The sequence below is a fragment of the Cedecea neteri genome (assembly GCF_000758305.1).
Lineage (GTDB): Bacteria > Pseudomonadota > Gammaproteobacteria > Enterobacterales > Enterobacteriaceae > Cedecea > Cedecea neteri_C.
In genome coordinates, this window is sequence record NZ_CP009458.1 from 3517212 (window position 1) to 3532138 (window position 14927).

The 14927-nt window shown below is 56.0% G+C and carries 14 protein-coding genes and 1 pseudogene; 4 read left to right on the forward strand and 11 right to left on the reverse strand.

Annotated features, from left to right (window positions below; genetic code table 11):
• Positions 1-19 precede the first annotated feature (19 nt).
• From LH23_RS16440 to LH23_RS16470, 7 genes are read right to left on the reverse strand one after another with little or no spacing between them, the layout of a single operon-like run.
• Positions 20-838: a sulfurtransferase gene (locus LH23_RS16440; RefSeq protein ID WP_039293410.1), complete on the reverse strand. Its 819-nt coding sequence runs from the start codon at positions 836-838 to the stop codon at positions 20-22.
• Positions 828-1823 carry an ornithine cyclodeaminase family protein gene (locus LH23_RS16445; protein ID WP_039293413.1) on the reverse strand — a complete coding sequence of 332 codons (996 nt, stop codon included), beginning with the start codon at positions 1821-1823 and terminating at the stop codon, positions 828-830. Before LH23_RS16445 ends, LH23_RS16440 begins: the two co-directional genes overlap by 11 nt.
• A 2-nt stretch (positions 1824-1825) precedes the next feature.
• Positions 1826-2824 (reverse strand): 1-aminocyclopropane-1-carboxylate deaminase/D-cysteine desulfhydrase, encoded by a 999-nt coding sequence (locus LH23_RS16450; protein WP_039293417.1) that lies wholly within the window; start codon positions 2822-2824, stop codon positions 1826-1828.
• Positions 2825-2860: 36 nt separating this feature from the next.
• Positions 2861-4195: a M20 family metallopeptidase gene (locus LH23_RS16455; protein WP_039293419.1), complete on the reverse strand. Its 1335-nt coding sequence runs from the start codon at positions 4193-4195 to the stop codon at positions 2861-2863.
• Positions 4192-5106: an ABC transporter permease gene (locus LH23_RS16460; protein ID WP_039293422.1), complete on the reverse strand. Its 915-nt coding sequence runs from the start codon at positions 5104-5106 to the stop codon at positions 4192-4194. The genes LH23_RS16455 and LH23_RS16460 overlap by 4 nt, the downstream gene beginning before the upstream one ends.
• Positions 5106-5966: an ABC transporter permease gene (locus tag LH23_RS16465; protein ID WP_039293425.1), complete on the reverse strand. Its 861-nt coding sequence runs from the start codon at positions 5964-5966 to the stop codon at positions 5106-5108. Before LH23_RS16465 ends, LH23_RS16460 begins: the two co-directional genes overlap by 1 nt.
• Positions 5963-7456: an ABC transporter substrate-binding protein gene (locus LH23_RS16470; protein ID WP_039293428.1), complete on the reverse strand. Its 1494-nt coding sequence runs from the start codon at positions 7454-7456 to the stop codon at positions 5963-5965. Before LH23_RS16470 ends, LH23_RS16465 begins: the two co-directional genes overlap by 4 nt.
• Before the next feature lie 184 nt (positions 7457-7640).
• Between LH23_RS16470 and LH23_RS16475 the strand changes: the two genes are divergently transcribed.
• Positions 7641-8297: a GntR family transcriptional regulator gene (locus tag LH23_RS16475; RefSeq protein ID WP_039293430.1), complete on the forward strand. Its 657-nt coding sequence runs from the start codon at positions 7641-7643 to the stop codon at positions 8295-8297.
• A gap of 138 nt (positions 8298-8435) precedes the next feature.
• Here the strand turns inward: LH23_RS16475 and LH23_RS16480 are convergent, their stop codons facing one another.
• From LH23_RS16480 to LH23_RS16490, 3 genes and pseudogenes are all read right to left on the reverse strand, one after another.
• Complete coding sequence (locus tag LH23_RS16480) at positions 8436-9578, reverse strand: trans-sulfuration enzyme family protein (protein ID WP_039293431.1); 1143 nt, start codon at positions 9576-9578, stop codon at positions 8436-8438.
• 22 nt (positions 9579-9600) lie between these two features.
• Positions 9601-10563 (reverse strand): annotated as a pseudogene (locus LH23_RS16485) (PLP-dependent cysteine synthase family protein); the annotation flags it as partial.
• A gap of 262 nt (positions 10564-10825) precedes the next feature.
• Complete coding sequence (locus LH23_RS16490; protein ID WP_039293432.1) at positions 10826-11332, reverse strand: RrF2 family transcriptional regulator; 507 nt, start codon at positions 11330-11332, stop codon at positions 10826-10828.
• A 172-nt stretch (positions 11333-11504) separates the two neighbouring features.
• On the opposite strand from LH23_RS16490, the gene LH23_RS16495 reads away from it, so the two are divergent.
• The 3 genes from LH23_RS16495 (at position 11505) to LH23_RS16505 (ending at position 14553) form a co-directional block, all read left to right on the forward strand.
• A complete protein-coding gene (locus LH23_RS16495) occupies positions 11505-12707 on the forward strand; it encodes an NAD(P)/FAD-dependent oxidoreductase (RefSeq protein WP_039293436.1) in 1203 nt (400 codons plus the stop codon).
• Positions 12708-12746: 39 nt separating this feature from the next.
• Entirely contained in the window at positions 12747-13058 is a 312-nt protein-coding gene (gene yqfB, locus LH23_RS16500) for a N(4)-acetylcytidine aminohydrolase (RefSeq protein ID WP_039293438.1), read from the forward strand.
• Between the two features lie 106 nt (positions 13059-13164).
• Positions 13165-14553, forward strand: coding sequence for a hypothetical protein (locus tag LH23_RS16505; protein WP_039293441.1), 1389 nt, complete (start codon positions 13165-13167; stop codon positions 14551-14553).
• A gap of 50 nt (positions 14554-14603) precedes the next feature.
• Here the strand turns inward: LH23_RS16505 and LH23_RS16510 are convergent, their stop codons facing one another.
• On the reverse strand, positions 14604-14825 hold the full coding sequence (locus LH23_RS16510; protein WP_008458803.1) for a YdcH family protein: 222 nt from the start codon (positions 14823-14825) through the stop codon (positions 14604-14606).
• Between the last annotated feature and the right edge of the window lie 102 nt (positions 14826-14927).

Genomic DNA, 14927 nt, shown 5'->3' on the forward strand with positions numbered 1-14927 from the left:
TGACACTACATAATTGACCTTAATAGGCCCCCCTGAGCAGCGGTAATTCCGAGTGACTTGCCCATTCGTGCCAGGAGCCTACATAAACGGCCACGTCCTGGTAACCAGCAAGTTTGAGCGCCACCAGAATCGTAGCGGCTCGTGCGCCACGGTGGCACCAGATAATCACTCTTTTTGACGGCGTGAACCCAGCTTTGGCCGCAAGGTGGGCGAGTGCTTCGGCGGATTTAAATCGGCCATTTTCGACAACATCTTCCCAAAACAAGAGTTTTGAGCCGGGAATACGGCCTGCTCGTGCGCAGCACTCGTGCACGAAACTTCCGTCATATTCCGTTGGCCGGCGGGCATCAAGCAGCATAGCTGTGGTCGGATCGGCGTCGATCGTTTCGACGCGGGTGGCGGCCAACTGAGGCATGGCCGGCTGATATTCAGGGGCTCCGGCGTCAGAAACAATCGCCGAGCGGCCTGTCCCCGGCGCTAATTTCCCTCCGGCATCCGCCCACGCATCTACACCGCCGTCCAGAATCAGTCCTTCTGCACCCAGAGCAAACCACAAGAACCACAGGCCCCGAGGAGAGCGCATGCCCACGGTTTGCTCGAAGAACACCGGCGTGGCTCCATTCGCGATACCGAGCTGTTGCCAGGCGTGAACAAATGCCCCGGCCATGGCGGCGTAACCTTTCGGCGTTGAGTCAGAGACAAAATAGTCGTAGACGTTAAGATTCAGCGCGCCAGGAAGGGAGGCCGTTTGCCAGGCTTCTCGTTCACGAACATCGATCAGCGCAACATTCTCGCCATCCGCCATACGTTTTGCCAGGTCGGGAGCGCTAATCAGCATCAGCGGTCTCCCAGCCAAAAGGTAAATTGCTGCCTTTGCCCTGTTCGGCCGCAGCGCTTAGAACGCGGGCGGCAAGGGCGATATCAAACACGTTGAGGCCGAAAGAAGAGAAATAAACCTTGTCCGTTTCGGCAGGCCGCCAGCTATCGACCAGCAAATGCGTTAAATCTGCCGCGACGTTTTGCTCATCGAAAAGCCCGGCGCGGTACATCTGGAACAGGCTTTTGGCGCTGGTCAGCTTGAAGTCGCCCCAAAGGTCGACCACCACTTTGTCGGCGGCGGCAATCGTCTCAAAGGCCACTTCGTGATAGCCGATTTGCAGCACCAGGGTACCGGCCCGCCAGATGCCAGGGCGTAAAAACGGCTCGCTGGCGCTGGTGCAGGTAATCAGCGCGTCCCAGTGCTGGCGCAGCGCATCGCTTAGTGTTTCAAACTGGGTGACAGGCCAGGGAAGTTCGCCCGCATGGCTGAGCATATCGGCGAGAGGCTCTGGCGTTTTGTTCCAGCAGTAGACCATGTCCAGATCGGGAAAATGTGCGGCCAGCATCTCGAGATGCGCGCGGGCCTGCACGCCAGCGCCGAGCAATAAAATGCGTGAAGGGCGACGGGGAGCCGCCAGCTTCAAGGCGAGGGCGGACACGGCGGCTGTGCGAGTTGCCGTCAGGCTGCCGCTTTCGACCAGGCCTATCGGCAAACCGTTGTCTGCGCGATTAACCAGCGTGGTGGCCATCGCCTGTGGATAGCCGTCGTTGGCGCGAGGGCGATGCGCCGTCCACTTTACGCCCGTCGCATTGAACCGTCCGCCGACCCTGGCCGGGAGCGCATAAACTTTCCCCAGCGGCGTATCGAGGTTGACGTGGGTTTCGGCGGGCATCACAGCCTCGCCTCGCCTCAGCAACCGCACGGTCTCCTCGATGTCTTGCAGAGCTTGTAGCGGGTCATTGCCCCCAAGGTCGGCCACCTGCTGACGGTTCACTATCTGCATGATCAGTGCTCCAGAAGTTTTTGAGCGAACGGGTAAAGGGCCGGAGAGCCCCCGCAGTGCATGAAGACAACGCTGCTACCGGCGGCAATACGGCCTTCTTGCGCGAGGGTGATTAAACCATGCATCGCTTTACCCGTGTAAACCGGATCCAGCAGTACGCCTTCCTGCTGTGCGACCTGATAAATTGCCTCGATGCCGCCGTCAGAAGGCACGCCGTAGGAGGTGCCAACAAAACCGTCTTCGATCAGGATATCCTGCGGCTGCCAGGTTTGATCCCAGTCGAGCAGGCGAGCGCAGTCCTCGGCCATGGCGGAGATTCGGGTCTGGAACCAGTCGGCTTTGGCGCTGACGCTGACGCCGATAATTTGCGTTTTCGGCCAGTAGCGACGTGCTCCGACATACAGCCCGGCCAGCGTGCCGCCGGAGCCGGTGGGGGCGATAATCACGTCCGGGGCAGATTCGCCCGCAGCGCGGAGCTGGGCATCCATCTCTTCAACGGCGCGAACATAGCCCAGCGCACCTAGCGCCGTGGCTCCGCCCAGGGGAATGATCATCGGCTTTTCACCGCGCGCCGTGGCCGCATCTGCATGGGCCTGCATCGCGCCTTCGATCTGGGTGAAATAGCCTTCCGGGTCGAGGAACTGCAGCTCCGCCCCAAACAGTTTGTCCAGCAGGAGATTACCCTGATAAGTCTGTGGCTCATCGCCGCGTAAAACCAGCACCGGCTTCATGCCAAATTTACGTGCGGCCGCGGCGACCATGCGTGCGTGGTTAGACTGGTGGCCGCCGGTGGTGATCACCACGTTTACTCCTTCGCGGCAGGCTTCGGCCATCAGGTATTCAAGCTTGCGGACTTTGTTGCCGCCGCCGCCAAAACCGCTGTAGTCGTCGCGCTTAATTTTTACGTTAACGCCCAGCGTTTCGCTCAGGCGCGGTAAAGATTCCAACGGCGTGGGGAAGAATCCGAGCGTAACACGTTCAAAATCATTGACGTTTTTCATGCATTATCCTGTCTGGTTCCCGGGTGCTGGCCGTATTTAAAAGGCAAGTAGCCAGTCATTAAGCGATTGTTGGTAGCGTTGTAAGCCCCTGAGCGTGACGAATTCGTTCACGCCGTGGGCGTTGCCGCCGTAGCCCAGGCCGCCGATCAGGAAGGCTGGAGCCACAGGGGCGAAGGCGTAGGCCGGGGCGCAGCCTGGCGCCCAGGGCCAGATTTGCGGTTTTGCCTGCTGCTGGTGATAGCTCGCCATCAGCTCAAGCACGCCAGCGTCATCAATGCTGAAGCGGTAGCCGGGATAGCTATCGCCCGGCTCAAGCACGGCTCCGGCGAGAGCCGGGCTGGCAAGCTGTTCTTTTATGCGCTGCATCAGGCGATCGCCATCGACGACGGGCGGCGTTCTTAGTACCAAATCGGCGAAGGCTTCCGGGGGGATCACGCCCTGAGCGCCACGAGGCAGACTGGCTATCTCTGAAACGCTCAGCACCGCGCTGCCCAGCAAATAAGCCAGGTTGCTGAAACTGTCGCCGCTGATGGCGTATTTTTCACTGCGGCGGAAGGTCAGTTCGTCCGCCAGATTAAATTCCAGTGCGAGATCGTCCAGAATTGAGCTGGCTTCTTCGTCCAGCTCGCCCGTTTCGAGTACGCCGTTGGCGTGAGGTGGGGCAAGGGTTCCCAACGCCTGCACTAGCCGCCAGACCGGGTTATCAATCCACGCGGCGTTGCTGGCGTGAATCGCGGCTTTCGGCCCGCCCCAGCTGCCGCCTTTGACCACCAGGCGGCCACCGCTGCGGCCGGTGAAGCCGAGGTAAATGCGCGGCGCACCGCCGCCGTATTCACACAGGGAAGGGAAAAGCACCGCTTCTGCCGGGGCAACCGGACAAGGCTGCCGGGCGAGGTAACGGCGCAAGTTACCGCTGCCTATCTCTTCTTCGCCTTCCAGCAGGATTTCAATGTTGGTATGCAGGCGGCCCGAGTGATAGAGGTCGCGCACCACCATCAGCATGCCTGCCAGCGGGCCTTTGTTGTTCTCCGCCCCGCGAGAAATAAACACATCGCCTTTATCCGACCAGTGTTTGAGGCCGCCCACGAACGGGTCGACTTCCCAGCCGTCTTCTTCGGCGGGCATCACGTCGTACATGTTGTACAGCACGAGGGTACGTGGCGAGCCGATATCAATTCGCACGTGTACCAGCGGCGGGGCGTCGTCCTGAAGCTGCTGGCTGACCGGGTACAGCACTTCAGCGTCAGTTTCTTCAATTAGCCAACGCTCAAGCCATTGCGCCAAGTCGCGCTGCTGGTCGATATTGCCCGCCACGCTACGGAAAGGCGTCAGCTGGTGCAGGAGGTCCAGCGTGGTATCAAGTGACTTCATAGCCGGATCCTCGGGTTCAGCACCACGTACAGCAAATCAATGATTAGGTTCACCACCACAAACACCAGCGCGGCCAGCAGGACAATCGCCTGCACCAGCGGGAAGTCACGGTTTTGAATAGCCTGCACCGCAAGGCGGCCAATGCCGGGCCAGGCAAAAATAATTTCGGTCACCAGCGCGCCGCCCAGCAGAGAAGCAAAATACATTCCTTGCACGGTGACCACCGGGATCAGCGCATTACGCAGGCCGTGGCGAATCAGAATTCGCCACGAACTCAGCCCCTTGGCCTGCGCCGTGCGGATGTAATCCTGAGCCAGCACGTCGATCAGGCTGGCTCTCACCAGGCGCGCAATGGCGCTCATGTAATAGGCCCCAAGGCTAATGGCGGGCATGATCAGATGGCTGAAGGTGCCGTAGCCGCTGGAGGGCAGCCAGCGCAGATGCAGGCTGAACCAGATAATCATCAGCAGGCCCAGCCAGAACACCGGCACGGCCTGGCCGCTAAAGGCAAATAGGCGGGCGAGTAAGTCCCAAACGCTGTTGCGCCAGACCGCGCTCACCAGGCCAAGCAGCAGGCCAATGACAGTGCTCCACGCCAGGGCAGAAACGGCCAGCAGCAGGGTGGCAGGCACGCGCTGGGCTATAAGCTCGGTTACCGGCTGGTCATAGCGCAGGGACAGGCCAAGATCGCCGTGCAGCAGGCCGTTCAGGTAATGGCCGTATTGCCAGAGCAGCGGGCGGTCAAACCCCATTGCGTGGCGGAAGTTGTCTATTTCTTGCTGGGAAGAGCCGGGTGGCATCATCACCGCAGCCGGGTCACCGGTCAGGTGCAGGCTGTAAAAGATCAGCAGCGAGACGCCAAACATCACCAGCACGGCCTGCGCGAAGCGGGAAAGAATGTAGCGCAGCATCAGTCGAGCCTCGTGTGGGTTTTACGCAGCAGGCTGTCGCCGAGCAGGTTACAGCCGATCACCAGCGCCGCAATAATCAGCCCCGGCCACAGCACCAGCCATTCCGCCAGCAGCATGTAGGAACGGCCCTCGCCAATCAGGTTACCGAGCGTAGGCGTTGGCGGCTGGATCCCCATCCCGAGAAAGCCAATGGAGGCTTCAAGCACAATCAGTCTTGGAATATCCAGCGTCAGAAGCACAACCAGCGGCGTGGCGAGGTTAGGCAGAATATGCCGCAGCAGAATGCGCGGCGTGGAAAAGCCCATCGCGCGGACGGCTTCGATGTATTCCAGCTCGCGAAGCTCAAGGGTCTTGGCGCGCGCCACGCGGGCGTAAATCGCCCAGCTGGTCACGCCCATGATCAGAATAATGTTTTCCAGTGAAGTGCCGAACAGCGCCATCACCAGCAAAATTAACAGAATAAACGGCACCGCCAGCTGAATGTCCATCAGGCGCATGATAACGGCATCCAGCCAGCCGCCAACGTAGCCCGCCAGCATGCCCAGCAGGGTGCCGATAACGGCGGCAATTGCCGCCGCCAGTAACACCACCATCAGGGAAAGGCGGGTACCCGCCAGGATCCTTGACAGCAAATCGCGCCCGAGCTGATCGGTGCCGAGCCAGTGCATCCCGCTTGCCGTTTCACTGCCCGGCGGCAGGAAGGTATCCGCCAGGTTGTTGGTTAACGGGTCGGGCAAGGGCAGCCAGGGGGCCGCCAGTGCCAGCAGGATCACTATGCCAAGCAATAAGCCCCCCAGCGCTCCGTCACCTGAAATCAGGCGGCGAGGGCGGCGGGTCAGGGCGCGTCCGGGAAAAATCATTTCAGCCTCAAATCATACAGCGGGATACGTGCGTCGGCGCGGCCGGTAAAGTTCAGGCTGTCGCTGTTGGCATAGAGAGAATCCTCGCGGTAGAGCGGGATCAACGGCTGCTCTTTGGCGACAACTTTCTGGATGTCCTGCAGGATAACTTCACGCTTCTTCGCATCCACCGTTGAGCGGCTGGCGTTCAGCAGCTTATCCAGTTCAGGGTTGCTGACCGTGGAGTACGGCTCGCCGGAGTGCAGGATAGGGTACAGCGCGGCATCGGCATCCAGAGTCTGGGTTGAGCCCCATGCCAGCATGTACATTTCTGCCTGTTTACCGGAAGCCACCTGTTGGGTATAGACGGACCACTCAGGCACTTCAAGCTGCGCCTTCACGCCGATGGCGGCTAAGTCCTGCACAATCGCCTGAGCCACTTCGGCGCTGGCGATATAGCGACGCGGCGCCTGGAATTTCAGCGTGAAGCCGTCCGGGTAACCTGCTTCCTTAAGCAGAGCTTTAGCTTTGGCAATGTCCTGCTCAGGAGCCGGAACATTGAGGTAACCAAAGTCCTTCGCGCCAGCCATGGTGCCGGTTGGCGTGCCAAAACCGTGCAGCAGCTGGGTGGTATAGGCTTGACGATTCAGCGCCAGCGACAGTGCCTGGCGAACCCGTGCATCACTTAAAGGTTTCTCACCATTCTTCAGGCCGAGATAAATGGTCAGCCCACCGCCTTTCACCTGCTCAAGATGGATGCCTGGCTTGTTTTTAAGGGTTGAAACGAGGTCGGCAGGGACGCTGTCAACCAGCTGTACTTCCCCTGTTAACAGGGCAGTAATGCGGGCGGTTGCTTCAGGGATTGGACGCCAGGTCACCTGGTCAATTGTGGGTTTTCCACGCCAATAATGTGGATTAGCCTGCATAACGACACGTTCATCTGGTATAAATTCTTTTAATGTATATGCTCCACTACCAATAGGTTTTCGTGCAAATTCCGCAGCACCGACTTTACTTACATAGGCAGGCGGTACGATATAGGTTGGATAGCGGCTCATACGGGTAGGCAGAAGCGGGTCCGGGCCATCCGTGTGAATGCGAACTTGATAGTCGCCGGTGACCTCTACCGACTTAATGGTGCGGATGTAAGAAATCGTTGGCGCGTGGTTGGCCGGGTCAAGAATACGGTCAATGGAGAATTTCACCGCCGCGGCGTTAACGGGTTCACCGTTGGTGAAAGTGACGCCGGGACGTAAGTCGAATTGCCAGGTCGTGTCATCCAGCGCTTTCCAGGATGTGGCAAGGCCGGGCTGAAGCTGCATGTTTTTATCGCGCAGGACCAGCGTATCGAAAATATTGTCCACCAGGGTGGCGGCTTCTTTAAGAAAACCGGGATCCATCGCGGTGGCGGAAGCAGGTTGGGCTATAACTAATTCACTTGCGTAGCTAAAGGGGGTTACCAGGCTAATTAATACAGCCAGAGTTGCGAGCTTACGGCCAGATGCTTTCATTGTAGTCAATCCCTATACGTTACCGTCTAAATTATTGACGGATATCGAATGTTTCGTCAGGTTAATTCGCATGGTGGTATAAATTTGTGGTAAGAGTACATGATATATCCTATATACTCCATTGATGACAAGCCAGTTATTAAACTGCAAATACAAAGTAGTTATTTTGCTATAGGAAATAAACATGCTTGACTTAGAAAAAGCGCAAAGAATGAGTTTAACCATGCAAGTTGAGGGCAGGTTAAAGAGTGCGTTGATCGTGGGAACCTTAAAACCCGGCGCAAGATTAGTGACCAAAGAGATTGCAGAGCAGCTTGGTACCAGCATTACGCCGGTGCGTGAAGCGCTTTTGCGTCTTGTTTCTTCTGGCGCACTTGACGCGACGCCGGCGCAGGCTTTTTTAGTGCCTGAAATTTCCCTGGGGCGTTACCACGAAATTACAACCATCCGTAAAAATCTGGAGGGTATGGCGGTAGAGCAGGCGGCACGTTATATGGATAAAACCAAACTAGCTCGACTGCAGCAGCTATGTGATGCGTTTCTTGAAGCGAAGCATGTCAGCGTTGAAGCTGCGTTGCAGGCTAATCGGGAGTTTCGTTTCCAGCTGTTTGAGTACGCAGAGATGCCAACACTCACCGTGTTAATTGAGCAGCTTTGGGTGCGCATTGGGCCATGCTTTAATTATTTGTACCCACAGTCGGAAGAAATGACTCAGGGTCACCATAATTACGACGATTTGCTGGAAGCCCTGAGCGAAAAAGATGAAAAGCGTAGCGTGAAAGCAATTCATAAAGCGATAGATGACGGGGCAGATATTTTGCGCCGACAGTACTTTGGTTAAAGACTAAACAACTTTAATTTATTAACGCACAGCAAATAAATGGCCTTTTGTATTCCTCTGGATGTGGGTCAGAGTCAACAAAAGGCCATTATTTATATTTATGACAGTATTTCTTACTGCGCTTTAGCGAATTATTCGTTAACTCAGCGCCTGTGCCAGATCCGCCCGCAAATCCTCTGCGTCTTCAATCCCGACCGACAAACGAATCAGCTGCGGCACAATGCCGTTACTCAACCGCTGTTCTAGCGGAATAGAAGCATGGGTCATGCTGAATGGCTGGCTGACCAGGCTTTCCACGCCACCCAGACTTTCGGCGAGCGTAAACAGCTTCAGCTTGCGAATTACCTCTTCAGCGCGTTTTTCATTCCCGCGAACCACAATTGAAATCATGCCGCCTGGCTGCGACATTTGCTGGCGTGCCAGATGATATTGAGGGTGAGTCTCCAGCCACGGGAAATAGACTTTTTCGACTTCAGGATGCGTCTGGAGCCATTCGGCCAGCTGGAGCGCGTTGCTGCTGTGGCGTTCCATGCGCAGCGCCAGTGTACGAATGCCCCGCAGCGTCAGGAAGCTGCTGAACGGGTCAAGCACGCCGCCAACCGCATTTTGCAAATAGCCAAGCTGCTGTGCCAGGTCGTCATTCCCGCCAACCACCGCCAGCCCAGCGACAACATCAGAGTGGCCGTTCAGGTACTTGGTGGCCGAGTGCACCACGATATCGAACCCGGACTCCAGCGGGCGCTGAAGCGCAGGCGAAGCGAACGTGTTGTCGGCCACGCTTATCAGGCGATGGCGTTTCGCGATATCCGCAATTGCCGCCAGGTCTGCCAGCTTAAGCAGTGGGTTGGTAGGCGTTTCCACCCAAATCATACGTGTTTCAGGGCGAATAGCCGCTTGCAGCCCGTCGAGGTCTTCAGGCTTAACCCAGCTGACCTGGAGCGCGGCGCTGCGTTTACGCACGTTTTCAATCAACCGCCAGGTGCCGCCGTACACGTCGTCAACGGCAATGATATGGCTGCCGCTGTCCAAAAGTTCGAGGACGGTTGAGATAGCCGCGAGCCCTGAGGCAAACGCGTAACCCCGCTGGCCGCCTTCGAGTTCGGCAATCGCCGTTTCCAGCGCCTGGCGGGTCGGGTTGCCGCTGCGAGAGTATTCAAACCCCGTATGCTGGCCCGGTGCCGGTTGGGCAAAGGTCGATGTGGCATAAATCGGTGGCATCACCGCGCCGTGTGCATCATCAAAAGTACCGCTGTGCACACTCTGGGTAGCAAATTTATTCATGAATTTTCCTTAATAGTTACGCCAGGTTTTGCTGGCTGAGCCATTGATCGTTAAACATTTTCGATAAATATTTGTTGCCGCTGTCGCAGGCGAAGGTGACCACACGTTTTGGCGTGCTTTGTGCCTGGCAATAGCGCAAAGCGGCGGCAAGCAGGGTGCCGGTAGAGGAACCGGCCAGGACGCCTTCGTGGGTTAGCAATTCGCGGGCCGTGAAAAAGGCTTCTCGATCGCTGATCCGGTATGCGTGCTTGACCTGTTTAAAATTGGCGAGGCCTGGCACAAAGTCTTCCCCAATGCCTTCCACCAGCCAGCTGCCGACTTCGCCGTGGTGACCGTGTTCCACCACGTCGGCAAGAATGGATCCGCAGGGATCGGCAAGGACAAACTCAGTTTGCGGGGAGTGCTGATGGAAAAATTGCTGCAGGCCGCCAAGCGTGCCGCCGGAACCTACCCCTACGACAATGGCGTCAATGTGGCCTCCGGTTTGTTCCCAAAGCTCAACGGCCGTGCCGGTGGTATGCGCCAGAGGGTTCGCGGGGTTGGAAAATTGATCGATGTAGTAGCTGCCGGGAATGTCTGCTGCCAACCGCAGGGCGTAATCCTGGTAATATTCCGGGTGGCCTTTAGTGACGTCTGACCGGGTCAGTCGCACGTCCACGCCAAGCGCGCGAAGATGGAAGATCTTTTCCTGACTCATTTTGTCCGGCACCACCAAAATCAGCGGGTAGCCTTTTTGTGTGGCAATCAGCGCCAGCCCCAGCCCGGTGTTGCCCGCCGTGGCTTCAATAATCGTGCCGCCTGGCTGCAGCTTACCGCTGCGCTCGGCATGTTCGATCATCGACAGGGCAACGCGGTCTTTGATTGAGCCGCCAGGGTTTTGGTTTTCCAGCTTGAGCAACAGCTCGCAGCGGCCGGTATCAAGGTGATTAAGCCGCAGCAGCGGCGTGCGGCCTATCAGGTCCAGGACGGAATCGGCAATCATCATTCTCTCAACATGAAAAGTGTTCATGTATGGAATGATAGGGCGGCGAATTGGCGCTTCTAAAGAACATAAACCCGGCGTTTAGATCGGAAAGTAATATAATGTGCTGTTATGGCGGTAGGGAAGGAAAGCCATTCGGATGTCCGGAATGGAGGATGGCTAAACAAGTCTACTTTTGCCGGTTTAAGCCTGTTTTTTAAACAAAAAAGCCAGCGACTTATGCGCTGGCTGGCTATGGATCTGCGAAATTGTACTAAGTGAAAAGCTAATTGCTACGCCGGTCGCGGATCCAGTCCTGGACTTCGATAACAAATTCATCCGGTGCCTTACGGTACATGCGGCGAGCCAGATCCAGCACGGTATGCTGAGCCAACGCTTCTTCCATGCGCTGCTGGGCGATGTTCATCACCGCACGTACGCCGCAAATCCCTTCACAGGCCCATTCAGGCGGCGTTGCTTCAAACACGGCCAGCCGCTGGCGAATCTCTTTGCAGTCGAAAATGCTTTTCTCACCGTCGATAGCTTCCACAATGTCCAGCACGCTGATTTGGTCCGGCGGACGGGAAAGGGTAAACCCACCGCCTTTGCCTTCGCTGCTGATGACGAGCCCCGCTCTGGAAAGTTTGGTGAAAATTTTACCGAGGTAGTCGTAGGGCACGCCCTGCAGTTCGGCGATTTCACGCACGTTCATTTCGCGGCCTTCACCTTTGCCATCCACCATGCATATCAGGCTATGAATGCCGTACTCCACGCCCGAACTGTAAAACGCCATACTGCCTCCGACTCATTTAATCCAGGTAATGTAGGGATTTTACTCATGGGATGCAATCTGTAACCCCGAAAACAGAGGATTAAAAATAAACTCCGAAAGATCTTGTCGTAGTTAACTGCGACAAGTATAGTCGCAGTCGTTGGCCACTGAGGGCCTTTACCGGAGTAGAACCATGCAACAGAAGATCCTGATCCTTGGCGCCGGCTTTGCCGGTATGTGGGCGGCCCTGAGCGCGGCCAGACTGGCGGCGATGCATAACCGTGACGACATTGAGATCGCCGTGCTGGCCCCGCAGCCTGAACTGCGCGTTCGCCCACGTTTTTACGAAACCGAGGTGGCTTCGCTGGTCGCTCCGCTTCAGCCGTTGTTCGACGTTACTGGTGTGACTTTTGTGAAAGGCGAGGCGCAGCGTATCGACAGCGTCAATCAGTGCGTCTGGTACCGTGACGAGCAGGGCAACAGCACGCCGCGGCAGTATGACCGCCTCGTCCTCGCCACGGGCAGCAACCTGAAACGCGACCTGATCGACGGCGCGGCAGAGCATGCTTTTGACCTCGACCAGCTCGAGAGCGCCCTGCGTCTGGAGCAGCATATCTCTGACTTAGCGCAGCAGCCGGAAAGTGAAGCCCGCAACACGGTCATTGTCTGCGGCGGCGGCTTTACAGGCATTGAGATGGCGACCGAGCTTCCAGGCAGATTACGCGCGGTACTGGGCGAAGAAACCAATGCCCGCGTTATTGTGGTGGAACGGGGCGATAAAATCGGCGGCCGCTACAGCCGTGAACTGCGGGATGTGATTGCCACAGCCAGCGAAGAGCTGGGCGTGGAGTGGCGGCTGAATACCGACGTCCGCGAAATCGATGCGAACGGCATTGTGCTGGCTGACGGCGAACGCATTGCCTCCAGCACGGTGATTCTCACCGCAGGCGTGCAGGCCAGCCCGCTAACGGCACAGATTAATGCCCCGCGTGATAAACAGGGCCGTCTGCACGTGGATGCCTTTTTACGGGTGGAAGGGCAGCCAGCCATTTTTGCAACAGGTGATGTTGCGCGTGCCGAAACGGATGATCAGGGTAACCTCGCGTTAATGACCTGCCAGCACGCCATCATGCTGGGTCGTTTTGTGGGCTATAACGTGGCGGCAAGCCTGCTGGACGTGGCGCCACTGCCATACCGCCAGATCAACTATGTGACCTGTCTCGATCTTGGCGGCTGGGGCGCGGTATTTACCGAAGGCTGGGAGCAAAAAGTGACGCACGTGCGCGAAGAAGCAAAGAAAATTAAGTTGTCGATTACTCAGGAACTGATCTATCCCCCGGTAGCAGACAGAAAAATCGCCTTTGAAACGGCGGATCCGTTAGCGCCGTTCGTCTAAGGGATTTATCATGCTGCCGAATGTTTATCAGGAGGCAGCATGGCTAACGACATCACGTTTTTCCGCCGCTTTGAGCACGACATTACCGCCGGACTCAAAACCATTACCCTGCGCGACAGCAGCGAATCTCATTTCCAGCCCGGCCAGCGTTTGCGCGTGGGCCGCTACGAAGATGATCTCTATTTCTGCACGATCGACGTCATCAGCGTGACGCCGGTGCTGCTTGATGATTTGGACGAGGAACATGCGCGTCAGGAGAACATGACGCTGGCAGAGCTTAAACAGGTGATTAATGAAATCTATCCGGGATTGAATGCGCTGTACGAAATTTCATTCCGGCTGGTGAGCTGAGCCTTCGCCCGGGATTAGCGGGTGGGAAGGGGGATAATCGTGCGTTTGCTTGGATTGGCGGCTGGTAGTATCAGTGATACCTCTTGCGCTATTACAACAACACATTATGCAAAATCACTTTTTAAAACAGCTCCAGCATTTTCTGAGGAACATAGAAAACCCTGAGCAGGCGGCTCAGGTTCCTCAGAAGCTCGCCGATTATCTTTTCTCAAACCAGGCGTTCCTGGACGAAAGCAATATTACGCACGATTTAATCAATGCCCTGGGTGACTGGCTGGAAGGTAAACAGCAAAATCTCAATCAACTCTACCTCTCACTCTACCTTTTCTGGTTGAGCGCCCTGGCGCGCAACGGTATCGACATTTTTTATTTTGGCGAGCTGAACAAGCTGCAAATGCTCGGATCGCGCTTCAGAGATTCGGCCATCAATAACCTCTATTACCTCAGTCATGAAGAGACTAATCAGCAGGAAATCACCGCTTTTCATGACAAAATCACCGCCAGCGCGGCCCCTTTTATTCTCTACGATCCGCAGGGATTAAAATTGGCTCTGGCCGTTGAACATCCTCAGGCCATCGGCTGCATTTCGTTTTACGATTTGCTGATTGAAAATTTCATTCCCTTAAGCGCGGCAGCCACTCAATACACGCATTTGCTGGCGCAGCAATATACCGCGCTGGCGAATCCAGACGTTAGAACAGTCATTATTGGTAATTCCTACAGTTTTTATGGCTTCCCTGAGATTTTGCTGGAAAACAGTGTAAATATTTCCACCCACAGTTTAGGGCTAAAACAGGCTCAGCAATTAACGGCACACATCGTTGAACAGTATCCGCACGTGCAAAACTTTGTGTATTGCCTGGGTTTCTTTGACCTTTACAGCGACCTGCTAAAAACAAAAGATGAATTTAACCAGCAAATCATCCACGCCTGGAGTCAACTCAATAGCCACTACAGGATAATGCCGGAAGAAGGGATAACCGCCGACGGCATGCAAGTATTTAGCCGGCTGGTGATGCCGACGCCGGTGCAAGGGCAAGCGATAAATGGACTCGAGGACAATGATGTCAGGGCGCAAATTTGTGAGTCCGCACGTCTTGTCTTTGTCCGCAGCGACTCACTCCCTGCCATGCAGCAGAAAGAGGAAGCCCAAAAGCGGGGGATCTCTCACTCGAAATCAGTGAAGCACCAGACAACGCTTGCAGAGAATAAACCCCGCGTGGCTGAGATGAGCGTTCAGTTGGCGACAAAAGGCAAAAAGATTATCTGGCTAACGCCGTCTTTCCCGGCAGCCTACGTGGACAATCTTGATGCTGAGATGAAACAGACGCATCGCCAATATTTTGCCGGGCTTGAAGGGGCGCATTCGCGTTTTATCGATCTCTCAGAGCATCCCGCCTTTACGCGCGAAGATTTCCGCGACGGCGATCACCTGAACTATTTGGGGGCAGGGAAAATGATTGAGGTACTGCGGGCGCTGGGCGTGGGGCTGTAACCTCTGGAGACAACAAGGGAAGGGCAAACCCTTCCCCGGTTTCAATGCTATCAGGCCGGCTGGCTAGCCTGTTTCAACATCTGGTAAAGCTCTTGTTTTACCCTCAGTTTTTCTTTCTTCATCTGTACAACTTCATCGTTGTATCCCGTCCCTTGCGGCCCCTCCTTGCGCAAAATCTCGCTATCAAGACGGTTGTGTTTGTTAAACAGGCTGAGAAAGCGGGGGTTTTCGGACTTCAGGTGGGTAATCAAATCACGGTACTCAGGAAACATGTCAGGCCTCCCTGGTCAGTAGGTTGGTGAGTGGATTAACAACTGGCTGATGCCAACCTCAGTGTAGAACTGGATTTAGGATAAGGGAAAGTACAAAAAAGC